We start from the raw sequence: 24,372 nt of genomic DNA, 5'->3' as shown, positions 1-24,372 counted from the left end.
CAGCCTCAGGTGTTGGCTTCGCGCATAATTCGCTGCTTCTGCCTGTTCCAGTCCCGCTCTTTTTCTGTCGCCCGCTTGTCGAACAGCTTCTTGCCTTTTACCAGGGCGATCTCGCACTTCACTTTGTTGCCTTTCCAGTATAGCGCCAGCGGGATACATGTGTGCCCGGCCTGGTTGACCTGGCCGATAATCTTTGCAATTTCCTTGGCGTGCAGCAGCAGTTTCCGGGTGCGGGTGGGGTCGGCAATCACATGGGTAGACGCCGTATTGAGCGGTGTAATGTGGGCGCCAAGCAGCCAGGCTTCGCCGTCTTTGAGCAGGACATAGGCATCCACCAGTTGCGCCTTGCCGGCACGCAGAGACTTCACTTCCCAGCCAAGCAGGGCCAGGCCCGCTTCGAAGCGTTCCTCAATGTGGTATTCGTGCTTTGCCTTCTTGTTCAGGGCAATGGTGTTACTGGTTGGTCCGCTTGCTTTCTTCTTGCTCATGAATCCTGTCCGGGATCGGAAGAATGACTTGGCCGGCGGTTAATAGAGGGCCGGCAAAGCGGGCATTGTAGCTCAGGTCTGCCAGACGGGTCACGATTTCGCCGCCGGGGTGCCACAATGGTCGTTTACCGCCGCCGGCATCGGCTACAATAAGCGGCTATAGCTTTTCAGGGGCCGGAATGCCGCACAAGTACCAGACATCCATAGGGTCGTTTACTCGTAAATCCAGCTTCTTCTGGGCCTCGGTTGGTGCAACCGTGGGCCTTGCCAACCTGTGGCAGTTTCCCTACCTGGCCAGTATTCACGGTGGCGGTCTGTTTATCCTGTTGTACCTGGCGTGCCTGTTGCTGGTGGCTTTGCCACTGATGGTGACAGAGGCGGTGTTCGGGCGGCACTCCCGGCACGGGATCGTGCTGGCCATGGATGGCTTTGTGCGCAACGCCGGCAGCCACCGCTTGTGGCACCTGACCGGTCCCCTGAGTGTGATTGCAGCCTTCCTGGTACTGTCATTTACCGCAGTGTTTGGCGGCATTGTGCTGGCCTATGTGTTTGCCGGTGCTTCCGGCCAGTTCAGCGGTGCGACCACAACTTCCGCTTCGGCGGTGCTGGCCGAGCTGGTTTCAAGCCCGGAGCGTTACCGGGAGTTTATGGCCTGGCACGGGTTCTTCCTGCTACTGGTACTGGCGGTGTCGGCACGGGGTGTCGTGAAGGGATTGGAGCGTTCGCTGCGCATTGTGGTGCCTTGTACGTTAGTGTTGCTGGCGGTGTTGTTTGCCCTGTCCGCCGGGCATGGGCGGCTGGAATCCGGGGTTGATCACATTCTGACCTTCCGGCCGGAACAGTTAAGCCTCGACAGCATCAAGGCAGCCTTCTTCCATGCCTTTTACACCTTGGGGCTCGGGGTTGGGGTATGGGCGATCTTTGGTGCCTACACCACGGCGGAAACCCGCCTGAAACGATCCATTCTGGCGGTGGTGCTGATGGATACCCTGGTGGCGATTGTTGCCGGTGTGATGATGTTTTCCATTGCGCTTGACGGCACCAGCCTGGATGGCGAGCGAGGCTTCAGCCTGTTGTTTGTCTCGCTGCCGGTGGCACTGGCCCAGGTGCCGTTCAGCCAGGTAGTGATCACCGCGGTATTCCTGCTGGTGGTGCTGATTGTCTGGGCGACCTCTATCTCCCTGTTGGAGCCCGTGGTGGGCTGGTTGCGGGAATGGCTCGGCGCGCCAAGGGGATGGTCTGTGGTGTGTGTGGGCCTGGCGGTGTGGCTGGCGGGCCTGGCCTCGCTGTTTTCGTTCAACGTCTGGGCCGATTATCAGCTGGCAGGTGCCACGGTTTACCGCTGGCTGGAGCTGGTGACCGGCGGCATCCTGATTCCGGTGGTTGCCATGCTTGTTGCCACCTTCGCCGGCTGGTGTCTGACTCGCCGCTACAGTGCGCAGATTCTGGGCGATGCCCCGGCGTTTTTCCGCAAGCTCTGGTATTGGGTGATGCGGCTGGTGCTGCCGGTTGTGGCGTTGTGGGTCGGTATTCAGTACACCATCTTTTCATTGTCTAATCTTTGTGATCACGGCAACGATGCGATCTGGTGCGGGCCGGGTACGCCGGTTGCCGAAGCTTCGGCGCCGGTTGAAAACGCCCCAAACGGGCCGGATATCCAGTATCATGGTGAATGACCCATCGGCCGGTGACAGCGGTTGGTGTCAGTAGTAGTAAAAAAGCGCAGGAATTCCGTTTTACATGGCTCATCAGATTGATAAAACCGCGCTGGTTATGCATTCGGCCGAACGCATGTTCCACCTGGTCAACGACGTGGCGCGTTATCCCGAGTTTCTGCCCTGGTGCGCCGGGGCGGAAGTGCACGAGCGTACCGATGCCGAGATTATGGCGTCACTGGAAATCGCCAAGGGTGGTGTGCGACATCGCCTGACTACACGCAACCAGCTGCTGATGCCGGAAAGCATCGAAATGAAGCTGGTGGATGGCCCGCTCAAGAACCTGACCGGTCGCTGGCATTTCCGGTCGCTGGACGACAATGCCTGCAAGGTTATCCTCACGCTGGAGTTTGAATTTGGCGGCTCGTTGTCCCGAATGACCTTCGGCCCGGTCTTCAATCAGGCTGCCAACACCATGGTGGACGCCTTCTGCCGTCGCGCGGATGAAATCTATCGCGGAGGATTGGTGTAATGCAGGTAGAGGTGGCATACGCCCGGCCCGACAAGCAGCAGATTGTGCCGGTTAAGGTTCCGGAGGGCGCTACGGCGCTGGAGGCGGTAAAGCTTTCGGGTATTGTGGATATCTTTCCGGAAATCGAGCCGGACGCTATCGATATGGGCGTGTTCGGCAAGGTGATCAAAGATCCGGCCAGCCACGAGTTGCGGGAAGGCGACCGGGTAGAGCTGTACCGGCCGCTCAAGATCGACCCGAAACAGGCACGCCTGAACCGGGCCAAAAAGAAAGCCTGAAGCTTAGTAGGCTGGGGTTTCTTCCAGCAGCTGGGCTTCGTAGTGGCTGTACTGGTCGCCGTTGTAGTAAACGATGATGCGTTGTTCTTCGATGTCACCACCCCTTCGCTGGAAGGTGTACACGTAGTATTCCCTGGAAGGATCGACCGGGTTCAGCATCAGCGGGCTGCCCAGTACCGCGTGTACCTGGCTGCGTGGCATGCCTTCGGAGAGTTCAGTCAGCTCTTCGTCGGTAACAATGTTTCCCTGCTGTACGTTGATCTTGTAAACGCCGGGGAAGACGCAGCCTGACAAGGATAAAATGCCAATAAGAATGATAGCGGTGAGCTTTTGCATCGCCAGGGGAAATCCTCTATCTTGAAATCGCCTGCCTTTGGCAGGTGTGAAACGGGTTTAACCGTTGAACGGCGGCTTCATCATACCGGAAGCCGTAAGGCACACCAACGAGTGAATAGTAGCATGCCATCTGAAAACGCCGAATTACGAAAAGTCGGTCTTAAGGTTACTCTGCCCAGGGTGAAAATCTTCAATATTCTGGAGAACGCCAAGGAGCATCATCTGAGTGCTGAAGACGTCTACAAGAAGTTGCTCGACCAGGGTGACGATGTGGGCCTTGCGACCGTTTACCGGGTGCTGACCCAGTTTGAGGCAGCTGGCCTGGTATTGCGCCACAACTTTGAAGGCGGCCATGCTGTGTTCGAAATGGCCGGCGACGATCACCACGACCACATGGTCTGCACCCAGACCGGTGAAGTGATCGAGTTTGTGGACGAGGTCATCGAAGAGCGTCAGCAGAAGATTGCGGCAGAACACGGCTACGAGATTGTCGATCACAGCCTGATCCTGTACGTAAAACCTCTGAACGCCGGTAAGAAGTAATCAAACGATAAAAAAAGGGGCCAGCAAGTGCCGGCCCCGAAGCTCTCCGAATCGAGAGGGGATTTCAGTGATGGGTCGCCTGGCCCTTTACGAACATCTCCCGGGCATGGGCAATGGTGTGCTCGGTCATGTCCACGCCACCCAGCATTCTTGCTACCTCGCTGATCCTGCCCTGGTCATCCAGTGCCTCAATGCGCGAGTAAGTCGCTTCTTTCTCAGTAAACTTGCTGACAAACAGGTGCTGATGGCACTGGGCGGCCACCTGCGGCAAGTGAGTCACACACAGTACCTGGCCGTTATCCCCCAGTGACCGCAGCAGTCGGCCCACCACTTCGGCAGTGCCGCCGCCAATACCTACGTCCACTTCATCGAACACCAGCGTGGGTGTTGTGGAGGTTTGTGCCACAACCACCTGGATGGCCAGGCTGATCCGTGACAATTCACCGCCGGAGGCCACCTTGGCCAGTGGGCGCGCCGGCTGGCCGGGGTTGGCGCTGACCAGGAATTCGATATCTTCCATGCCATGGGGTGCCGGCTCGTTGTCAGTATTGCCGCTCAGGTGGGTGACAAACTGCATGTTGGGCATGCTTAGCTGGGCCAGTTCCCGGGCAATCCGCTGGTCCAGTTCCATGGCGGCCTGTTCCCGTTTGGCAGACAGCTGTGCTGCCAGCTCATCGAATTGTTTGCGCAGGTTTTCCCGCTCAGCTTCAAGCTGTTCCAGGCTGCCTTCGCCGCCGTCCAGTTCGGCCAGTTCTGCAGCTAGGCGCTGGTGCAGTTCCGGCAACTCTTCCGGGGTAATCCGGTGCTTGCGGGCCATCTGGTAAATGGCGCTCAGGCGTTCTTCCACCTCGGCTAACCGCGCCGGGTCGGCTTCATAGTCGTCAACAAACCGGCGCAGGTTGTCGCCGGCTTCGGAAATCTGGATCTGTGCTTCGTTCAGCATCTGCAGGGTATCGGCCAGTGCCGGGACTTCCAGCGGCAGTTGCTCCAGTTGCTGCAGGGCCTGGCGTACCAGGGCGGCTGCGCTGGTGTCATCTTCGGTGCAGAGCAGGGCGGCCTGGTGACTGCTGTGCAGTACTGCATCCGCCTGGCTCAGCTGGGCCTGCTCCTGCTCAAGGGTCTCCTGTTCGCCGTCTTCCAGTGCCAGCCGGTCCAGTTCCTCTACCTGGTAGCGAAGCAGTTGCAGCCTGGCCTCGGCTTCGTCGGCGTTGTGCCGGCGCTGTTCCAGTTTCTGTCGGGTGGCGTTCCAGACTTTCCAGGCGTTGCGGGCCTGGTCGGCCAGTTGTTCGGCGCCGGCGAACTCGTCCAGCAGTTTGCGGTGGGTGTCTTTGCGCAACAGTGACTGGTGCTGGTGCTGGCTGTGGATGTCCATCAGCAGGCCGCCCAGTTCTTTGAGCTGGGACAGCGGGCAGGGCTGGCCGTTAATAAACGCTTTGCTGCGGCCATCTTTGCGGATGGTGCGGCGCAGGATGCAGTCTTCCTTGTCATCCAGTTCGTGGGCTTCAAGCCATTGCCGGGCTTCCGGAATTCTCGAGATATCGAAACTGGCGTTGATATCGGCACGCTCGGCTCCGTGGCGCACAGCTCCGGCGTCTGCGCGGCCGCCCATGGCCAGGCCTAGGGCATCCAGAACGATAGACTTGCCAGCACCGGTTTCGCCGGTGAGTGCTGTCATGCCCTTGCTGAACTGCAATTCAACCCGTTCAGCAATGGCGTAGTTCGAGACCGTCAGTTGGATAAGCATGCTGATTACCTCCGTTCAGAGTCTGTTGTCTCTGAAAATTTCGAATACTGTGATTCCATACAGTTGCTGTGAATATATACAGGGTTTTTCCTGTTTGCAAATAACCTGTGCCCCGAATTTGTAAAGAATGCATCCCGGAAGGTTGAAACCCGCCCGGCGGGCCCCATATTCGTTCGCAAAGTCGTATTTTCCTGCCCTGAAACGGGCGGGGCTTAAACCAGCCGCAGGCCTTCGGGCCCTGGGAAAATCCATCAGGAGTTGTCATGAGTGCTGACGAAAAGCGCAACGAACAGGTAGAAGAAGAGCTGAACGAAGCCGCGCAGGCGGAACAGGCTGATGCCGAGCCGGAAGCTGGCGAGGCGGGGCAGGAGGGTTCCGAGCTGGATGCCCTGAAGGCCAAGCTGCAGGAGTACCAGGACCAGGCGTTGCGCTCCCAGGCAGAAATGCAGAACGTGCGCCGCCGGGCCGAAATCGACGTGGAAAAGGCGCACAAGTTTGCGCTGGAAAAATTCGTCAAGGAATTGCTGCCGGTGGCCGACAGCCTGGAGAAGGCCGTGGAAAGCACGGAAGGGCAGGAAGACGCCAGCGAACTGGTGGCTTCTATCCGCGAAGGCGCGGAAATGACCCTCAGCCTGTTCATGAGCAGCCTGAAGAAATTCAACGTGGAGCAGGTGAACCCGGTGGGTGAACCGTTCGACCCGCAGCAGCACGAAGCCATGTCTATGGTGCCGGCCCCGGACGCCGAGCCCAATAGTGTGGTGGCGGTGGTGCAGAAGGGTTATCTGCTGAACGGCCGTGTTGTTCGTCCGGCCATGGTTGTAGTGGCAAAAGCAGAAAATTGATCAAAAAAGGCGCCGCCGGGGCTTGAAAAGCCGCTGAAAGCGCCAATATAGCGATTAAACAGCGACAGCCGGGGTGGTCTCACTCCGGAGCAGAATTCAGAAAGATCTTGGAGTGATTCGATGAGCAAAATTATTGGTATCGACCTGGGAACCACCAACTCCTGTGTGGCCATCATGGATGGCGACAAGGTAAAGGTAATTGAAAACGCCGAGGGTGATCGCACCACCCCGTCCATCATTGCCTACACTGACGACAACGAAACACTGGTTGGCCAGTCTGCCAAGCGCCAGGCGGTCACCAACCCGGCAAATACCCTGTACGCCATCAAGCGTCTGATCGGTCGTCGTTTTGAAGATGACGTGGTTCAGAAAGACATCAAGATGGTGCCGTACAAGATCGCCAAGGCTGATAACGGCGATGCCTGGGTAGAAGTGAAAGGCCAGAAGATGGCTCCGCCGCAGGTTTCTGCCGAAGTCCTCAAGAAAATGAAGAAGACTGCAGAAGACTACCTGGGCGAGACAGTAACCGAAGCGGTTATCACCGTGCCGGCTTACTTCAACGACAGCCAGCGCCAGGCTACCAAAGATGCGGGCAGGATTGCCGGCCTGGAAGTTAAGCGGATCATCAACGAGCCGACTGCCGCAGCCCTGGCCTACGGCATGGACAAGCAGAGCGGCGACCGTACCGTAGCGGTCTACGATCTGGGCGGTGGTACCTTTGACCTGTCCATCATCGAGATTGCCGACGTAGACGGCGAGCACCAGTTTGAAGTACTGGCCACCAACGGGGATACCTTCCTGGGTGGTGAAGACTTCGACATGAAGGTCATCGAATACCTGGCGGACCAGTTCAAGAAAGACAGCGGCATCGACCTGCGCGGTGACTCCCTGGCCATGCAGCGCCTGAAGGAAGCCGGCGAAAAGGCCAAGATCGAGCTGTCCAGCAGCCAGCAGACCGACGTAAACCTGCCGTACATCACTGCAGATGCGTCTGGTCCCAAGCACATGAACGTGAAACTGACCCGCGCCAAGCTGGAATCGCTGGTAGAAGAGCTGGTTCAGCGCAGCCTCGAGCCCTGTAAAGTGGCTCTGCAGGACGCTGGCATGAAGGCCTCTGAAATCGACGAAGTTATCCTGGTGGGTGGTCAGACCCGTATGCCGCTGGTGCAGGAGAAGGTTAAGGAATTCTTCGGCAAAGAGCCGCGCAAAGATGTAAACCCGGATGAAGCCGTAGCCATGGGTGCTGCCATTCAGGGTGCGGTACTGTCTGGCGACGTGAAAGACGTACTGCTGCTAGACGTAACCCCGCTGACCCTGGGTATCGAAACCATGGGTGGTGTGGCCACTCCGCTGATCGAGAAGAACACCACGATTCCGACCAAGAAATCGCAGACCTTCTCCACAGCGGACGACAACCAGACTGCGGTAACCATCCACGTTGTTCAGGGTGAGCGCAAGCAGGCGGCACAGAACAAGTCACTGGGTCGTTTCGACCTGGCCGACATTCCGCCGGCACCCCGCGGTGTGCCGCAGATCGAAGTGACTTTCGACATTGACGCCAACGGTATCCTGAACGTGTCTGCCAAAGACAAGGCGACCGGTAAAGAGCAGTCCATCGTAATCAAGGCCTCTTCCGGCCTGAACGATGACGAAATCGAGAAGATGGTGCGCGATGCCGAGGCCAACGCCGAGGAAGATCGCAAGTTCGAAGAGCTGGTACAGGCTCGTAACCAGGGCGATGCCATGGTTCACGCCGTACGCAAGACCCTGACCGAAGCCGGCGACAAAGTCACCGAGGCCGAAAAAGAGTCCATCGAAGGCGCCATCAAGGACCTCGAAGAAGCTCTGAAGGGTACCGATAAGGAAGATATCGAAGCCAAGACCCAGAAGCTGACTGAAGTCTCTTCCGAGCTGGCCCAGAAAATGTACGCGGATCAGGCTGACCAGGCGCAGCAGGCTGACGGGCAGGAAGGTGCCCAGGCTGCAGACGACGCGGTTGATGCCGAGTTCGAAGAAGTCAAAGACGACGACAAGAAGTAAATCCGAAGTACATCAGGCAGTTGGAAAACGCGGGGGTAGCCCCGCGTTTTCCGCGTTATAGCAACAGGGTTTTGAAGTATGGCCAAGCGCGATTATTACGAAGTACTCGGGGTTGCCCGGGGAGCGGATGAGAAGGAAATAAAGCGGGCATATCGGAAGCTCGCGATGAAATACCATCCAGACCGTAACCCGGATGACCAGGATGCCGACAGTAAATTCAAAGAGGCCACCGAAGCCTACGAGGTGCTCGCTGACTCCGGCAAGCGCGCTGCGTATGACCAGTTCGGTCATGCCGGTGTAGACGGCCAGGCCGGTGCCGGTGGCTTCGGCGGTGGCGGCAGCTTCTCCGACATCTTCGGAGACGTGTTTGGTGATATCTTCGGTGGTGGTGGCGGTCGTGGCCGCAATACCCGTGGCTCAGACCTGCGCTACACCCTCGAGCTGGACCTTGAAGAAGCCGTTAAGGGCAAGTCCGTCGAAATCAAGATTCCGGGCCACAAGGAATGTGATGTCTGTGAGGGCAGCGGCGCCGAAAAAGGCTCCCGGCCGGAAACCTGTGGTACCTGTCAGGGTATGGGGCAGGTACGCATGCAGCAGGGCTTCTTCACCGTGCAGCAGGCCTGTCCGACCTGCCGTGGCTCTGGCCAGATCATCAAGGATCCCTGCAAGGCCTGCCACGGTCAGGGTCGTGTTCGCCAGGACAAAACCCTGTCGGTCAAAGTGCCGCCCGGCGTGGATACCGGCGACCGCATCCGCCTGTCTGGCGAAGGTGAAATGGGCGTAGATGGTGGCCCTCCAGGCGACCTGTACGTCCAGGTGGCTGTGCGTGAACACTCCATCTTCACTCGCGACGGCCGCAACCTGTACTGCGAAGTGCCCATCAGCATCGTGGATGCTGCCCTGGGTGGTGAGCTGGAAGTGCCTACACTGGATGGCCGTGTGAAGCTGAAAATCCCGGCTGAAACCCAGACCGGCAAGCTTTTCCGCCTGCGCAACAAAGGCGTTAGCCCGGTGCGTGGTGGCCCTGCCGGCGACCTGCTGTGCCGGGTGATGGTGGAAACCCCGGTGAAACTGACCAAGCGCCAGAAAGAACTGCTGGAAGAATTCCAGCAAACGCTGGACGGCAGCAACGGCACCCATCATGCTCCGAAGAAAACCTCCTGGTTTGAGGGTGTGAAAAACTTCTTCGACGAAATGAAATTCTGAGGGCAGAACAGATGCGGGTAGCAATCATCGGCGCCGCCGGGCGCATGGGCAAGGTACTGATCGAAGCGGTAGACGGCACCGAGGGCCTTGAACTCGGCGCCGCCATCGTCGAGCCGGGCAGCAGCCTGATCGGCGCCGACGCCGGCGAAATGACCAGCGTTGGCAAAACCGGCGTAAAAATGGCTGGCAGCCTGGACGACGTAAAAGACGACTTCGACGTACTGGTGGACTTCACCTTCCCGGATCTAACCCTGGAAAACGCAAAGTTCTGCAGCGCTAACGGCAAGATGCTGGTCATCGGCACCACCGGCATGACCGACGCCGAAAAAGAACAGCTAGCCCTGGCCGCCGAATCCACCCCGGTCGTCTTCGCCCCCAACATGAGCGTGGGCGTTAACGTCGTCCTCAACCTCCTGCGCACCGCCGCGGCGACCCTGGGCGACGACTACGACGTGGAAATCATCGAAGCCCACCACCGCCACAAAAAAGACGCCCCCTCCGGCACCGCCCTGCGTATGGGCGAAGTCGTGGCTGACGCCTTGGGCCGCGATCTGAAAGAGTGCGCAGTGTACGGCCGCGAAGGTTTCACCGGCGAACGCACCCGCAAGGAAATCGGTTTCGAAACCATCCGTGCCGGGGACGTGGTAGGCGACCACACCGTGCTGTTCGCCACCGAAGGCGAGCGCATCGAGATTACCCATAAGGCCAGTAGCCGGATGACCTTTGCCAAAGGTGCTATGCGGGCTGCTTTGTGGCTTGAGGGTAAGGCGGCTGGTTTGTATGACATGCAGGATGTTTTGGGCCTTAAAGGCTGATTTTTGCCACTAAATCCACGAAAGAACACGAAAAGAAAAGGTTTTGTGCCACGGAAACCACGGAAGGACACGGAAAAAGACTGAAGAGTTGCTTTTCGTGTGAGGCTAACACTGAGGCTGAAGGTTCGGGTCGCTCTTCCGAAAATTTTGAAGGCCATGGATGGCCTGAAATAAGCGCTCATGGACGAGCTTGTAGCGGTTTTCGGAAGAGCGACCCGAACCTTCGGCCGGAGTTGCGTCAAAGACGACTGGACAAATCCCCGTGGACAAAAACGGCCAGAATCGCTTACAATAAGGCGATTTGACTGCACCAAGCGTACCTTTGAAAAGTTTATAAGAAAGCGGGACCGGGTTTTTACTCTGTCTCGCTTTTTTGCAACCTGAATTTGCGCTTGCGTTCCTGTTCGTGACGAACTTACGCCACTCGATGAGGATACAAGCCTTGAGCACACCAGCAATCCTTGCACTCGCAGACGGAAGCCTCTTCTACGGCACCGCCATCGGCGCAGACGGAGAAACCAGCGGTGAGGTAGTGTTCAACACTGCCATGACCGGCTATCAGGAAATCCTGACCGACCCGTCCTACTCCCGCCAGATCGTCACCCTGACGTATCCGCACATCGGCAACACCGGTGTGAACGACGAAGACGTAGAATCCGACCGCATCCACGCCGCCGGCCTGATCATTCGTGACCTGCCGCTGATCGCCAGCAGCTGGCGTAACCAGCAGAGCCTGGATGACTACCTGCGAAGCAACAACATTGTTGGCATTGCGGACATCGACACCCGCCGCCTGACCCGTATCCTGCGCGACAAAGGTTCCCAGAACGGCGCCATCGTTGCCGGCGAGAACGCCACCGCCGAGCGTGCACTGGAACTGGCCAAGGCCTTCCCGGGCCTGAAAGGTATGGACCTGGCCAAGGAAGTGACCAGCGAGAAAACCTATCAGTGGAACCAGACCGAGTGGGACATCACCGATGGCTACGGTGAGCAGTCTGCTCCGAAGTTCAAGGTTGTTGCCTGGGATTACGGCGTAAAGTTCAACATCCTGCGCATGCTTGCCGCCCGCGGTTGCGACATCACCGTGGTACCGGCGCAAACTCCGGCTGCCGAAGTACTGGCCATGAACCCAGACGGTATCTTCCTGTCCAACGGCCCTGGCGACCCCGAGCCGTGCGACTACGCAATCAAGGCCATCCAGGAAGTGCTGGAAACCGAGATTCCGGTATTCGGCATCTGCCTTGGTCACCAGCTCCTGGCCCTGGCCAGCGGTGCCAAGACCATGAAAATGGGCCACGGTCACCATGGTGCCAACCACCCGGTGCAGGACATCGCCAAGGGCACGGTGATGATCACCAGCCAGAACCACGGCTTTGCGGTAGACGAAGCAACCCTGCCGGCCAATGTGGAAGCCACCCACAAGTCGCTGTTTGACGGCACCCTGCAGGGCATTCGCCGCACGGACAAGGCGGCCTACAGCTTCCAGGGTCACCCGGAAGCCAGCCCAGGCCCCCACGATGTGGCACCGTTGTTCGACGAGTTTATCCAGCTGATGGAAGCGCGATCTGCCTGAGGGCAAGGCCATCGACGATAGCTCACCGGCGCTGAACACCGCGCTGCAAGAATTCAAAAGTTGCTGACAGGTTTACCGAGACATGCCAAAACGTACAGACATCCAAAGCATCCTGATCCTGGGCGCTGGTCCCATCGTGATCGGGCAGGCGTGCGAATTCGACTACTCCGGAGCCCAGGCCTGTAAGGCGCTGCGCGAAGAGGGCTACCGGGTTATCCTGGTGAACTCCAACCCGGCCACCATCATGACCGACCCGGCCATGGCCGATGCCACCTACATCGAGCCGATCACCTGGAAGACGGTCGAAAAAATCATCGAAAAGGAAAAGCCCGACGCCCTGCTGCCCACCATGGGCGGCCAGACCGCACTGAACTGTGCGCTGGACCTGGAAAAGCATGGCGTACTGGAGAAGCACGGCGTTGAAATGATCGGCGCTAACGCCGATACCATCGACAAGGCCGAGGACCGGGACCGTTTCGATAAGGCCATGAGAAAGATCGGCCTGGAATGCCCGCGCGCGACCATCGTTCACTCCATGGCGGAAGCCTGGGAAGCGTCAGAGGATATCGGTTTCCCCTGCATCATCCGTCCGTCCTTCACCATGGGCGGCTCCGGTGGTGGTATCGCCTACAACAAGGACGAGTTCGAGGAAATCTGTACCCGTGGCCTGGACCTGTCTCCGACCAACGAACTGCTGATCGACGAATCCCTGATTGGCTGGAAAGAGTACGAGATGGAAGTTGTTCGTGACAAAAACGACAACTGCATCATCGTTTGCGCCATCGAGAACTTCGATGCCATGGGCGTGCACACCGGTGACTCCATCACTGTGGCCCCGGCCCAGACCCTCACTGACAAGGAATACCAGATCATGCGGAACGCCTCACTGGCGGTGCTGCGTGAAATTGGTGTGGAAACCGGCGGTTCCAACGTGCAGTTCGGTATCAATCCGGACACCGGCCGTATGGTCGTGATCGAGATGAACCCGCGGGTATCCCGTTCCTCCGCGCTGGCTTCCAAGGCCACCGGTTTCCCGATTGCCAAGGTCGCGGCCAAGCTGGCCATCGGTTACACCCTTGATGAGCTGCAGAACGAAATTACCGGCGGCGTAACCCCGGCCTCGTTCGAGCCCAGCATCGACTACGTGGTTACCAAGATTCCGCGCTTCACCTTCGAGAAGTTCCCCCAGGCCGACGCCCGCCTGACTACCCAGATGAAGTCTGTGGGTGAGGTGATGGCGATTGGTCGTACCTTCCAGGAATCCATGCAGAAAGCCCTGCGTGGTCTGGAAGTGGGCTCTGAGGGTTTTGACGAGAAGCTGGACGAGCTGGAGTCCGAAAGCGCCCGTGAAATCCTGATCCGGGAGCTGAACGTACCCGGCGCCGAGCGTGCCTGGTACATCGGTGATGCCTTCCGCGCCGGCATGACCGTCGACGAAGTGTTCCGTCATACCAAGGTTGACCCCTGGTACCTGGTGCAGATTGAAGACCTGGTCAAAGAAGAGCAGGCCCTGAAATCCGCCGGCAAGGCCGATATCGACAAGGCCACCCTGTTCCGCCTGAAGCGCAAGGGCTTCTCCGACGCCCGCCTGGCCAAGCTGCTGGGCATTTCCGAAGTCAGCCTGCGCAAGCTGCGCCACGACCTGGGCATTCGCCCGGTGTACAAGCGGGTAGATACCTGTGCCGCTGAGTTTGCATCCGACACCGCCTACATGTACTCCACTTACGAGGAAGAGTGCGAGGCGGAGCCGTCTGACCGCGAGAAGATTGTGGTGATCGGTGGCGGCCCCAACCGTATCGGCCAGGGCATCGAATTCGACTACTGCTGTGTGCACGCGGCCCTGGCCATGCGTGAAGACGGTTACGAAACCATCATGATCAACTGTAACCCGGAGACCGTGTCGACCGACTACGATACCTCCGACCGGTTGTACTTCGAGCCGATCACCCTGGAAGACGTGCTGGAAATCATCAACGTCGAAAAACCGAAGGGTGTCATTGTGCAGTACGGCGGTCAGACCCCGCTGAAACTGTCCCGTGGCCTGGAAGCTGCCGGTGTGCCCATTATCGGCACCAGCCCGGATGCCATTGACCGTGCCGAAGACCGTGAGCGTTTCCAGCAGATGATCCAGCGCCTGGGCCTGAAACAGCCCCAGAACGCCACTGTGCGCAGCCATGAAGAAGGTATCCTGGCAGCCCGTGAAATCGGCTATCCGCTGGTGGTTCGCCCGTCCTACGTGCTGGGCGGCCGTGCCATGGAAATTGTCTATGACGAAACCGAGCTGGTGCGTTATATGCGCAGTGCCGTTCTGGTATCTAACGACAGCCCGGTATTGCTGGACCACTTCCTGAATGCCGCCATCGAGGTGGATATCGATGCCATCAGTGACGGCACCGACGTGGTTATCGGCGGCATCATGCAGCACATCGAGCAGGCTGGTGTTCACTCCGGTGACTCTGCCTGTTCACTGCCGCCCTACAGTCTGCCGAAAGAAGTGCAGGATGAAATGCGCGAAGCGGTCAAGAAAATGGCTATCGAGCTGGACGTTATCGGCCTGATGAACGTGCAGCTGGCCTGGCAGGACGGCGAGATCTACGTGATCGAAGTGAACCCGCGGGCTTCCCGTACCGTGCCGTTCGTATCCAAGGCCATCGGTGTGTCCCTGGCGGCGGTAGCGGCCCGCGTAATGTCCGGCAAGACCCTGAAAGAACTGAACTTCACCCAGGAAATCGTGCCGACGTACTATGCGGTGAAAGAGTCCGTGTTCCCGTTCAACAAGTTCCCGGCGGTTGACCCGATCCTCGGCCCGGAAATGAAGTCTACCGGTGAGGTGATGGGGCTGGGTGACAGCTTCGACGAAGCCTTCGCCAAGGCGTCCCTGGCGGCGGGTGAGCGCCTGCCGGCCAAGGGTGTGGCCTTTATGTCGGTTCGTGACGTCGACAAGCCGGGGGCGGCCAAGGTTGCCCGCGACCTGGTTGATGCCGGCTTCCGGATTGTCGCCACTACCGGTACAGCCAAGGCCCTGGAAGCCGAGGGTGTCGAGGTTGAGCGGGTCAACAAGGTTGGTGAAGGCCGGCCGCACATTGTTGATTCCATCAAGAACGGCAAGGTTCAGCTGATCATTAACACCACCGAAGGTCGTAAGGCCGTTTCCGACTCGGCGCAGATTCGCCAGTCCGCCTTGCAGACCAAGGTAACTTACACAACGACGCTGGCGGGTGGCGAAGCTTTCTGCCGCGCAATCAAATTTGGCCCGGAGCGCACCGTTCGTCGCCTCCAGGACCTGCACGCAGGGAAGTAAGATTATGGCTGAAAGAGTACCCATGACGCAGACTGGCGAAGCCCGTCTGCGCGAGGAGCTGAAAAAGCTGAAGTCCGAAGATCGTCCGCGGGTCATCCAGGCTATCGCCGATGCCCGTGAACACGGAGATCTCAAGGAAAACGCCGAATACCACGCCGCCCGTGAACAGCAGAGCTTCATCGAAGGCCGTATCCAGGAAATCGAAGGCAAGCTGTCAGTGGCCCAGGTGATCGACGTAACCACCATGGAGAACACCGGAAAGGTGATCTTCGGCACCACCGTGCACCTGGTGAATATGGACACCGATGAAGAGGTGACTTACCAGATCGTGGGCGAAGACGAGGCAGACATCAAAGCCGGCAAACTGTCGGTATCGTCTCCCATCGCCCGGGCGCTGGTGGGCAAAAACGAAGGCGATGTGGTGGCCATCCGCATCCCTTCGGGCACCGTGGAGTACGAGATTTCCGAAGTAGAATACATCTGACGAAATCCGCGTACACAAAAAAGCCGGCTGGGGTTATCCGAGCCGGCTTTTTTTATCACTTATTCCTTAGCAGGTTAGACAGCTTCGGATTCGGCTTCCTGGCCCGGCGCAGGATGATGGCGATTTTGCCGATGGTTTGCACCAGCTCGGCGCCGGAGCTTTCGCACAACGCCTGGATAGCTTCCTGGCGGGCTTCGCGGTCTGTACTGGCTACCTTGATCTTGATCAGCTCATGGTCGTTCAGGGCTCGCTCTAGTTCTTCCTGGAGCCCCTCGGACAGGCCTTTGTCGCCAACAATGATGACGGGCTTCAGGTTGTGGGCAATGGCCCGGTATTCCCGGCGCTGTTCCGGTGACAGACTCATGATGTAATCTCTTTATCGGTGCAATTAACAAAAGGTCAGCGGCGAACTGGCTGACAACGTCGTATAATTTCGTGATTGTAACAGATAGCGCACCGCCACAAATGGTCGTATTCACTTACAACCGGCGTTGCAATCGGCCCCGGAGTGCCCAATATAAGGGGTAGTGCGGCCGTTTTCGCTTAGGCCGTTTCTGGTTTACGAGCGTACAATTAGTGTAAGGTGTCGGAAAAGGGTTCGCGGCTTCGACGCGGCAGCCCTGCAATTCACAGGTGATGATCCTTGAACGATATGGCAAAAAATCTGGTTCTCTGGCTAGTGATAGCCGCCGTGCTGCTGATGGTGTTTCAGAATTTCACTCCCACCACCAGCGGGCAACAAGTTAACTATTCCCAGTTTGTCGAAATGGTCCAGCAGGGCCAGGTACGGCAGGTGACGATTGATGGGCTGCAGGTGCAGGGTGTCCGCGGTGACGGCTCCCAGTTCCAGACCATCCGCCCGCAGGTATCCGATAACAAGCTGATGGACGATCTCCTGGCCAATGAGGTTGAGGTGATCGGTAAGGAACCGGAGCGGCAGAGCCTGTGGACTCAGCTGCTGGTGGCCGCATTCCCGATACTGATCATCATTGCCCTGTTTGTCTTCTTCATGCGCCAGATGCAGGGCGGCGGTGGCGGCAAAGGCCCCATGTCGTTCGGCAAGAGCAAGGCGCGCCTGCTGAGCGAAGATCAGATCAAGACCACCTTTGCTGACGTGGCTGGTGTCGACGAAGCGAAGGAAGACGTCAAAGAGCTGGTGGATTTCCTGCGCGATCCGAGCAAATTCCAGCGTCTGGGTGGCCGCATTCCCAAAGGCGTGCTGATGGTAGGTCCTCCCGGTACCGGTAAAACCCTGCTAGCCAAGGCCATTGCCGGTGAAGCCAAGGTGCCGTTCTTCTCTATCTCTGGTTCAGACTTCGTGGAAATGTTCGTGGGTGTGGGTGCTTCTCGTGTTCGCGACATGTTCGAGCAAGCCAAGAAACAGAGCCCCTGCATCATTTTTATTGACGAGATCGATGCCGTGGGTCGCCATCGTGGCGCTGGTATGGGTGGCGGACACGACGAGCGCGAGCAGACCCTGAACCAGTTGCTGGTTGAGATGGACGGCTTTGAAGGCAATGAAGGCGTTATCGTGATTGCCGCCACCAACCGCCCTGACGTGCTGGACCCGGCCCTGCTTCGTCCGGGGCGTTTTGACCGCCAGGTGGTGGTGAGTCTGCCCGACATCATTGGTCGCGAGCAGATCCTGAAGGTGCACATGAAGAAGGTTCCCCTTGCCGATGGCATTGATCCGGCGGTGATCGCCCGTGGTACGCCTGGCTTCTCCGGTGCGGACCTGGCCAACCTGGTGAATGAGGCAGCCCTGTTTGCGGCACGCCGCAACCAGCGCCTGGTGTCTATGGAAGAGCTGGAACTGGCAAAAGACAAGATCATGATGGGCGCCGAGCGCAAGTCCATGGTGATGAGCGAGAAAGAAAAGCGGAACACCGCGTACCACGAATCCGGCCATGCGATTGTGGGTCGGTTGGTGCCTGAGCACGACCCGGTGTACAAGGTCAGTATCATTCCCCGTGGCCGGGCGCTGGGTGTCACCATGTTCCTGCCGGAAGAAGACAAGTACAGCCACTCCAAGCGCTACCTGACCAGCTCGATCTGCAGCCTGTTTGGTGGCCGTATTGCCGAGGAGCTGACTCTGGGCTTTGAGGGTGTGACCACCGGTGCGTCCAACGATATCGAGCGAGCCACCAGCCTGGCCCGCAATATGGTCACCCGCTGGGGTTTGTCCGAGAAGCTGGGCCCGCTGCAGTACGATACCGACAGCGAAGAGCCGTTCCTGGGTCGTTCTGCCGGGCAGTCTCATACCGTGTATTCGCCGGAAACGGCACAGCGTATCGATGAGGAAGTTCGTAACATCATTGATACCTGCTACGAGACCGCCAAGCAGATCCTGATTGATAACCGGGACAAGCTCGACATGATGGCGGAAGCGCTGATGAAGTACGAAACCATCGATCGCTTCCAGATTGACGACATCATGGCCGGCAAAGAGCCGCGCCCGCCGAAGAACTGGGGCGATAGTGGTCCTGCCGGTGGCGTAAAGGCTGAAGAGCCGGAGCAGGCTCCGGAGCCGAAAGGCTCTGACGACGGGCGTCAGCCCGGAGTAGGGCGCCCGGCCGGCGAGCACTGACTCGCAGCCGAAGTCTGAGTGATATAACGCGCCGCCCGGCTCCCGGGCGGCGTTTGTTTTTGTTTCCCCGAAAGTATTGCCCCTGGAATCCTCGCTATGAAAATGAACTTTGCCGGCCGTGAACTGGACCTCTCCCTGTGCCATGTAATGGGCATCCTGAATGTAACCCCGGATTCGTTTTCGGACGGTGGTCGCTTCAATTCGCTGGAATCCGCCATGATCCGCGCCCGCCAGATGGTGGCGGACGGTGCAGCATTTATTGATGTAGGCGGTGAATCCACCCGGCCGGGAGCGGCAGAGGTTTCCACCCAGGAAGAGCTGGACCGGGTGTGCCCGGTGGTCGAGGCCATTGCCCGGGAACTGGATGCTGTTATTTCCGTAGACACCAGCAACCCGGCGGTAATGGCAGAAACCGCAAAGCTCGGCGCGGGGCTGATCAATGATGTCCGTGCCCTCCAGCGTGACGGAGCACCGGAAGTGGCGGCGAAGGCGGATATTCCGGTGTGTATCATGCACATCCAGGGTGAGCCGGACACCATGCAGAACGATCCCCGTTACCGGAATGTCCGCCGGGAAGTCAGCTCGTTTCTGACCGAGCGCATGCGCGTGGCCGAGGCCGCCGGGGTGAACCCGGACAAGATCATCCTGGACCCCGGCTTTGGCTTTGGCAAAACCGTCGAGCACAACGTGCAGTTGCTGGCGACCCTGGAGCAGCTGCACATGCTGGGCCATCCACTGCTGATCGGTCTGTCCCGGAAATCCATGCTGGGAGCAATCACCGGCCGGGATGTGAATGAAAGGTTGCCCGCAAGCCTTGCGGCCGCGACAATATCGGCCATGAAAGGTGCGAGTATCCTCAGGGTGCACGATGTAAGGGAAACGGTAGACGCCGTTAAGGTAGTAGCGGCGGTTAAGGAGGCAATCTGATGTCCGAGCGTAAATATTTTGGTACCGATGGCATTCGCGGCCATGTTGGCGAAGGCCCGATTACCCCGGAGTTCATGCTCCACCTGGGTTGGGCTGCCGGCCAGGCGTTCAAGAAAGATGGTCAGCGCAACAGCGTGCTGATCGGCAAGGACACCCGGTTGTCCGGTTATATGTTCGAATCCGCCCTGGAAGCCGGCCTGTCTGCCGCCGGAGTGGATGTGAAGCTGCTGGGCCCGATGCCGACACCGGCCATTGCCTACCTCACCCGTACCTTCCGTGCCTCTGCCGGTATCGTTATCAGTGCGTCCCATAACCCGCACCATGACAACGGCATCAAGTTTTTCTCTGCCGCTGGCACCAAGCTGGACGATGCCCTGGAAGCTGAAATCGAGCGCTGGCTGGACCAGCCCATCAAGGTCTGTGAGCCCAACGAGCTGGGCAAGGCGACCCGTATTGATGACGCGCCCGGCCGCTACGTGGAATTCTGCAAGAGCACCGTACCCAACGAATTTACCCTCGATGGCCTGCATATCGTCCTGGATTGTGCCCACGGTGCCACCTACCACGTGGCACCCAAGGTGTTCCGGGAGCTGGGTGCAAAAATTACCGTGATCGGTGCCGATCCCGATGGCCTGAATATCAACCTGAATGTTGGCTCTACCCACCTGGATGCTCTGAAGCAGACGGTTGCCGAGAAAAAAGCCGACCTGGGCATTGCCTTCGATGGTGATGGTGACCGGGTGCTGATGGTTGACCGTGACGGCTCCGAGGTGGACGGCGATGAGCTGCTGTACATTCTCGCGTACCAGCGCCAGGCCGAAGGGCGCCTCAAAGGCGGCGTGGTGGGTACCCTGATGACCAACCTGGGTGTTGAGCTGGCCCTGCGTGAACTCGGCATCCAGTTCGAGCGGGCGAAAGTGGGCGACCGCTATGTGATGGAGCGGTTGCTGGCTAACAACTGGGTGGTCGGGGGCGAAGGCTCCGGCCATATGGTTATTCGTGACTGCACCAGCACCGGCGATGGTATTGTGTCGGCCCTGCAGGTGTTACTGGCCGTGCGCCATTCCGGTAAAACCCTGAGCGAGCTGCGTCAGGGAATGAGCAAGCTGCCCCAGAAAATGGTGAATGTGCGGGTGGCGCAGCGTTTTGATCCGTTTTCCCGCGCGGATATTGTCGAGGCTGTGCGCCAGGCGGAAGCCGGCCTGGGCGATGCCGGTCGTATCTTGTTGCGGGCATCCGGAACAGAGCCGCTGATCCGGGTGATGGCAGAGGGCCGGGATGCCGCAGAAATTACCCGTGTGGCCGAAGAGCTGGCCCGGGTGGTGGAGCGTTCAAACCCCTGATTGGCGGTGCGGGGAGCGGGTTGTGTGCAGGAAATGACTGCTGTATAGTTCGCGCTCCCTTTTGTTCGGGGTTTTCGGGATAGCTGAGAATAAGTATGCGTCGCAGGATTGTAGCCGGTAACTGGAAAATGAACGGGTCGAAAGACCTGGTGCAGCAACTGGTTGGCCCGGTTCGCGAGCAGGCTGGCCGTCTCGATAACGGTGCAGAGGTGGTGATTATTCCTCCTGCGCTGTATGTAAGTGCTGTTCAGGCTGAGGCAGGAGATGACCTGGCGACAGGTGTCCAGAACGTCAGCCAGTGGCAGTCCGGCGCCTACACCGGTGAAGTTTCCGCCGATATGGCCCGTGATATGGGGTGCGGTTACGTGCTGGTTGGGCACTCCGAGCGTCGCCAGCTGTTTGGCGAGACCGATGAAACGGTTGCAGCCAAGGTCGAACAGGTTCTGCAAAGCGGTCTGACGGCGGTGTTGTGCGTTGGAGAGACCCTTGAGCAGCGTGAGGCTGGTGATGCCGAGCGTGTTGTGGCCACCCAGGTGATACGCGGGCTGGCCCGTGTTGAGGGTGAAAGCTGGTCGCAGGTGGTTGTTGCCTACGAGCCTGTCTGGGCTATTGGCACGGGCAGAACCGCAACCGCAGAGGACGCCCAGGCTATGCATGCGGAAATCCGCAATGTGCTTTCGAGCATGAAAGCACCTGCCGAATCCATTTCGGTACTTTACGGCGGCAGCGTAAAAGCGGATAATGCGGCCGCTCTGTTTTCAGAGCCGGATATCGATGGTGGTCTTATTGGCGGAGCATCGCTGAAGGCCGATGAGTTTATCAGTATCTGTCAGGCATTCCCGGCGGGTGCGTAATCCGAAACGTTTACGAGAGTCTGTATGGATTGGTTGGAAACACTGGTAGTTGTAGTTCACGTCGTGATCGCCGTGGCGCTGGTGGGCCTGGTTCTGATCCAGCAGGGCAAGGGCGCGGATGCCGGTGCGGCATTTGGTGGCGGTGCCTCGCAGACGGTTTTCGGTAGTCAGGGCAGCGGCAGCTTCCTGACCAGGATGACCACCCTGATGGCGGTTGTCTTCTTTGTGACAAGTTTTTCGCTGGCGATCTTTGCCAAGCAGCGCGCTGAAGTAGCAGGTGAGGCGGGTATTCCGACAGTTCAGGAATCTACCCAGGCCCCTGCAAGTGATAGCAGCGCGCCGGCTATTGACGAAGGCGCAGGTAGCGAAGCCGGGGCCGGGGAGTCTGATCTCCCTGACCTCGAGTAAAGAGTGTTGCCCGGGTGGTGAAACTGGTAGACACGCCATCTTGAGGGGGTGGTAGCGAAAGCTGTGCCGGTTCGAGTCCGGCCCCGGGCACCATATTTGAAGAAGACGGCTTGGCAAACCCAGGCCGTTTTTTTTGGTCAGTCCTTGACCACTCCGCGCGGTGTCCTCTATACTCCGGCGGTTATTGGAGTCAGTGTTTTTTCTGGCTTCCAGGCAGGCCAGGTGTCTGTCGGCAGAGAGCATGGTTGGGTTAGCTTTCTGCGAATTCTTGCAACAAAAGGCCCCATTTTCAGGGGCTTTTTGATTAAGGGGCCTGGCGCAAGGGCCCTGGTGCATAAAAGGGCTGATTAACAGCCCTTTTTTTGTTTTTGTACCCTGAAAATCTGAATACGGAGGCGGCGACACTTGTCAGCCAAGCTTAAACAACTGGAAGACATCCTGCGCCCGGTAGTGGAAGGGCTCGGATTTGAATTCTGGGGCATTGAATTTCGTTCCCGCGGGCATCAGTCCATGCTCCGGGTGTTTATTGATGATGCCGAAAACGGCATCAGCATTGAAGACTGTGAAAAAGTCAGTCGGCAGGTCAGCGGTGTGATGGATGTGGAAGACCCCATCCAGAGCGAATACACCCTGGAGGTTTCATCCCCGGGCATGGACCGGCCGTTGTTCCGCCTGGAACAGTACGAGGCGTTTGTCGGCCATAAAGTGCAGATCAAGCTGCGCATGGCCTTCGAGGGTCGTCGCAAATTCCAGGGGCTGATCAAGGGCGTCGAGGGTGACGAGGTTGTGGTCGTGGTTGATGACCACGAGTACCTGTTGCCGTACGACAGCATTGAAAAGGCCAACATCATTCCGGTTTTTGAATGACACATTCGAACAAATCTGTAGATGTATCGATTATTTTGAGGGCAGGGCAATCCAATGAGTAAAGAGATCTTGCTGGTAGTGGAATCCGTCTCGAACGAGAAAGGCGTCGAGAAGGATGTGATTTTCGAGGCGATCGAACTCGCACTCGCTACCGCTGCCAAAAAACGTTACGAAGACGAAGAAGCCGACATCCGGGTTGCTATCGATCGCCGTACCGGCGAATACGAGACCTTCCGCCGCTGGCTGGTGGTAGACAACGACGCGGTTCCGGCACTGGGCACCGAGCTGACCATGCAGGAAGCCGAAGAGATTGACACCAATCTCCGGCCGGGCGACATGCACGAAGAGAAGGTGGAATCTGTGGCATTCGGGCGTATCGGTGCCCAGGCCGCCAAGCAGATCATCTTCCAGAAGGTGCGCGAAGCCGAGCGCATGAAGATTGTCGACAGCTACCGTGATCGCATCGGTGAGCTGGTATCCGGCACCGTCAAGAAGGTGACACGGGACAACGTTATTGTAGATCTCGGTGGTAACGCCGAAGCGCTGCTGCCTCGTGAGCACCTGATCCCGCGGGAAACCTTCCGCATGGGTGACCGGGTACGGGCCCTGCTGCTGGAAATCCGCACTGATCATCGCGGCCCGCAGCTGATTCTCAGCCGTACCGATGCCCAGATGCTGATCGAACTGTTCCGCATCGAGGTTCCGGAAATCGCCGAAGACCTGATCGAGATCCGTGGCGCCGCCCGTGATCCCGGTTCCCGCGCCAAGATCGCGGTGAAGACCAACGATCGCCGGATCGACCCTGTGGGTGCCTGTGTTGGTATGCGGGGCTCCCGCGTGCAGGCGGTCTCCAACGAGCTGGGCGGCGAGCGTGTAGACATCGTGCTGTACGACGACAACCCCGCGCAGCTGGTGATCAACGCCATGGCACCGGCAGAAGTGGCCTCCATTGTGATGGATGAAGACCGTCACACCATGGATGTCGCCGTCGCTGAAGATAATCTGGCGCAGGCCATCGGTCGTAATGGCCAGAACGTTCGCCTGGCCACTGAGCTGACCGGCTGGACCCTGAACGTGATGACCGAAGAAGAAGCCGGCGAGCGTCAGGAACAGGAATACAACCGCCTGGTTGAGCACTTCACCGCTCACCTGGACGTTGATGAAGAGTTTGCCGGTGTTCTGATCGAAGAAGGCTTCACGTCTATCGAAGAAGTGGCCTATGTACCGATGGAAGAAATGCTGGCGATCGAGGGCTTTGACGAAGACACCGTTTCTGAATTGCGCCGCCGTGCCAAAGACGTGCTGCTGAATCAGGCGCTGGCAAGTGAAGAAGCCCTGGAGGGTGCAGAACCCGCTGAAGATCTTCTGAATATGGAAGGTATGGACCGTGGCCTGGCGTTCAAACTCGCCGGGATGGGTGTTCGTACCATGGAAGATCTGGCCGAGCAGTCTGTGGATGATCTGCTTGATATTGAAGGTATGGATGAAGAGCGCGCCGGTCAGCTGATTATGATCGCACGCGCACCCTGGTTTGAAGACCAGGCCTGAT

22 protein-coding genes and 1 tRNA gene are annotated in these 24,372 nt (G+C 58.5%); 19 read left to right on the top strand and 4 right to left on the bottom strand.

Annotated elements, in window-relative coordinates; genetic code table 11:
* Window positions 1-5 precede the first annotated feature (5 nt).
* Complete coding sequence (gene smpB, locus AC13DJ_RS07745; RefSeq protein ID WP_022988316.1) at window positions 6-488, bottom strand: SsrA-binding protein SmpB; 483 nt, start codon at window positions 486-488, stop codon at window positions 6-8.
* Between the two features lie 179 nt (window positions 489-667).
* Between smpB and AC13DJ_RS07740 the strand changes: the two genes are divergently transcribed.
* The 3 genes from AC13DJ_RS07740 (at window position 668) to AC13DJ_RS07730 (ending at window position 2,953) form a co-directional block, all read left to right on the top strand.
* Complete coding sequence (locus tag AC13DJ_RS07740) at window positions 668-2,164, top strand: sodium-dependent transporter (protein WP_482933556.1); 1,497 nt, start codon at window positions 668-670, stop codon at window positions 2,162-2,164.
* 64 nt (window positions 2,165-2,228) lie between these two features.
* The gene (locus tag AC13DJ_RS07735) at window positions 2,229-2,675 is read left to right on the top strand and encodes a type II toxin-antitoxin system RatA family toxin (protein ID WP_022988314.1); all 447 of its coding nucleotides are present in this window, start codon (window positions 2,229-2,231) and stop codon (window positions 2,673-2,675) included.
* Window positions 2,675-2,953: an RnfH family protein gene (locus AC13DJ_RS07730; protein ID WP_273133668.1), complete on the top strand. Its 279-nt coding sequence runs from the start codon at window positions 2,675-2,677 to the stop codon at window positions 2,951-2,953. The genes AC13DJ_RS07735 and AC13DJ_RS07730 overlap by 1 nt, the downstream gene beginning before the upstream one ends.
* Window positions 2,954-2,956: 3 nt before the next feature.
* On the opposite strand, the gene AC13DJ_RS07725 is transcribed toward AC13DJ_RS07730, so the two are convergent.
* Window positions 2,957-3,289: an outer membrane protein assembly factor BamE gene (locus AC13DJ_RS07725; protein ID WP_058341809.1), complete on the bottom strand. Its 333-nt coding sequence runs from the start codon at window positions 3,287-3,289 to the stop codon at window positions 2,957-2,959.
* Window positions 3,290-3,412: 123 nt separating this feature from the next.
* Here AC13DJ_RS07725 and fur point away from each other — a divergent pair, with 123 nt between their 5' ends.
* Window positions 3,413-3,832 (top strand): ferric iron uptake transcriptional regulator, encoded by a 420-nt coding sequence (fur, locus tag AC13DJ_RS07720; RefSeq protein ID WP_022988311.1) that lies wholly within the window; start codon window positions 3,413-3,415, stop codon window positions 3,830-3,832.
* 64 nt (window positions 3,833-3,896) lie between these two features.
* On the opposite strand, the gene recN is transcribed toward fur, so the two are convergent.
* Complete coding sequence (recN, locus tag AC13DJ_RS07715) at window positions 3,897-5,576, bottom strand: DNA repair protein RecN (RefSeq protein ID WP_482933555.1); 1,680 nt, start codon at window positions 5,574-5,576, stop codon at window positions 3,897-3,899.
* A 263-nt stretch (window positions 5,577-5,839) separates the two neighbouring features.
* On the opposite strand from recN, the gene grpE reads away from it, so the two are divergent.
* The 7 genes from grpE (at window position 5,840) to greA (ending at window position 15,837) form a co-directional block, all read left to right on the top strand.
* Window positions 5,840-6,418, top strand: a complete 579-nt coding sequence (gene grpE / locus AC13DJ_RS07710; RefSeq protein ID WP_273133670.1) for a nucleotide exchange factor GrpE — start codon at window positions 5,840-5,842, stop codon at window positions 6,416-6,418.
* A gap of 120 nt (window positions 6,419-6,538) precedes the next feature.
* Window positions 6,539-8,458, top strand: coding sequence for a molecular chaperone DnaK (gene dnaK / locus AC13DJ_RS07705; protein WP_058341805.1), 1,920 nt, complete (start codon window positions 6,539-6,541; stop codon window positions 8,456-8,458).
* A gap of 78 nt (window positions 8,459-8,536) precedes the next feature.
* The gene (gene dnaJ, locus AC13DJ_RS07700) at window positions 8,537-9,664 is read left to right on the top strand and encodes a molecular chaperone DnaJ (protein WP_022988307.1); all 1,128 of its coding nucleotides are present in this window, start codon (window positions 8,537-8,539) and stop codon (window positions 9,662-9,664) included.
* Window positions 9,665-9,675: 11 nt separating this feature from the next.
* Window positions 9,676-10,479 (top strand): 4-hydroxy-tetrahydrodipicolinate reductase, encoded by an 804-nt coding sequence (gene dapB / locus AC13DJ_RS07695; protein WP_232903155.1) that lies wholly within the window; start codon window positions 9,676-9,678, stop codon window positions 10,477-10,479.
* 442 nt (window positions 10,480-10,921) lie between these two features.
* Window positions 10,922-12,052, top strand: a complete 1,131-nt coding sequence (gene carA / locus AC13DJ_RS07690) for a glutamine-hydrolyzing carbamoyl-phosphate synthase small subunit (protein ID WP_482933554.1) — start codon at window positions 10,922-10,924, stop codon at window positions 12,050-12,052.
* A gap of 82 nt (window positions 12,053-12,134) precedes the next feature.
* Window positions 12,135-15,353 (top strand): carbamoyl-phosphate synthase large subunit, encoded by a 3,219-nt coding sequence (gene carB / locus AC13DJ_RS07685; RefSeq protein ID WP_288371636.1) that lies wholly within the window; start codon window positions 12,135-12,137, stop codon window positions 15,351-15,353.
* Between the two features lie 4 nt (window positions 15,354-15,357).
* Entirely contained in the window at window positions 15,358-15,837 is a 480-nt protein-coding gene (greA, locus tag AC13DJ_RS07680) for a transcription elongation factor GreA (RefSeq protein ID WP_081697550.1), read from the top strand.
* Window positions 15,838-15,892: 55 nt separating this feature from the next.
* Here the strand turns inward: greA and yhbY are convergent, their stop codons facing one another.
* On the bottom strand, window positions 15,893-16,201 hold the full coding sequence (yhbY, locus tag AC13DJ_RS07675) for a ribosome assembly RNA-binding protein YhbY (protein ID WP_482933553.1): 309 nt from the start codon (window positions 16,199-16,201) through the stop codon (window positions 15,893-15,895).
* A 279-nt stretch (window positions 16,202-16,480) separates the two neighbouring features.
* Between yhbY and ftsH the strand changes: the two genes are divergently transcribed.
* The 8 genes from ftsH (at window position 16,481) to nusA (ending at window position 24,371) form a co-directional block, all read left to right on the top strand.
* Window positions 16,481-18,424 carry an ATP-dependent zinc metalloprotease FtsH gene (gene ftsH / locus AC13DJ_RS07670; RefSeq protein ID WP_213016948.1) on the top strand — a complete coding sequence of 648 codons (1,944 nt, stop codon included), beginning with the start codon at window positions 16,481-16,483 and terminating at the stop codon, window positions 18,422-18,424.
* A gap of 96 nt (window positions 18,425-18,520) precedes the next feature.
* On the top strand, window positions 18,521-19,351 hold the full coding sequence (folP, locus tag AC13DJ_RS07665; RefSeq protein ID WP_094623618.1) for a dihydropteroate synthase: 831 nt from the start codon (window positions 18,521-18,523) through the stop codon (window positions 19,349-19,351).
* On the top strand, window positions 19,351-20,694 hold the full coding sequence (glmM, locus tag AC13DJ_RS07660; RefSeq protein WP_199457084.1) for a phosphoglucosamine mutase: 1,344 nt from the start codon (window positions 19,351-19,353) through the stop codon (window positions 20,692-20,694). The genes folP and glmM overlap by 1 nt, the downstream gene beginning before the upstream one ends.
* A 95-nt stretch (window positions 20,695-20,789) precedes the next feature.
* Window positions 20,790-21,548 carry a triose-phosphate isomerase gene (tpiA, locus tag AC13DJ_RS07655; RefSeq protein WP_482933552.1) on the top strand — a complete coding sequence of 253 codons (759 nt, stop codon included), beginning with the start codon at window positions 20,790-20,792 and terminating at the stop codon, window positions 21,546-21,548.
* Between the two features lie 24 nt (window positions 21,549-21,572).
* Window positions 21,573-21,956: a preprotein translocase subunit SecG gene (gene secG, locus AC13DJ_RS07650; protein WP_022988297.1), complete on the top strand. Its 384-nt coding sequence runs from the start codon at window positions 21,573-21,575 to the stop codon at window positions 21,954-21,956.
* A gap of 8 nt (window positions 21,957-21,964) precedes the next feature.
* Window positions 21,965-22,049: transfer RNA gene (locus tag AC13DJ_RS07645), tRNA-Leu, on the top strand.
* 312 nt (window positions 22,050-22,361) lie between these two features.
* On the top strand, window positions 22,362-22,823 hold the full coding sequence (rimP, locus tag AC13DJ_RS07640; RefSeq protein WP_022988296.1) for a ribosome maturation factor RimP: 462 nt from the start codon (window positions 22,362-22,364) through the stop codon (window positions 22,821-22,823).
* 54 nt (window positions 22,824-22,877) lie between these two features.
* Window positions 22,878-24,371: a transcription termination factor NusA gene (gene nusA, locus AC13DJ_RS07635; protein ID WP_022988295.1), complete on the top strand. Its 1,494-nt coding sequence runs from the start codon at window positions 22,878-22,880 to the stop codon at window positions 24,369-24,371.
* Window position 24,372 lies beyond the last annotated feature (1 nt).

It is taken from the genome of Marinobacter sp. L-46, from assembly GCF_056859535.1.
Note: the sequence above shows the minus strand (reverse complement) of the source record. Positions and strands in the feature narration are given on the sequence as shown.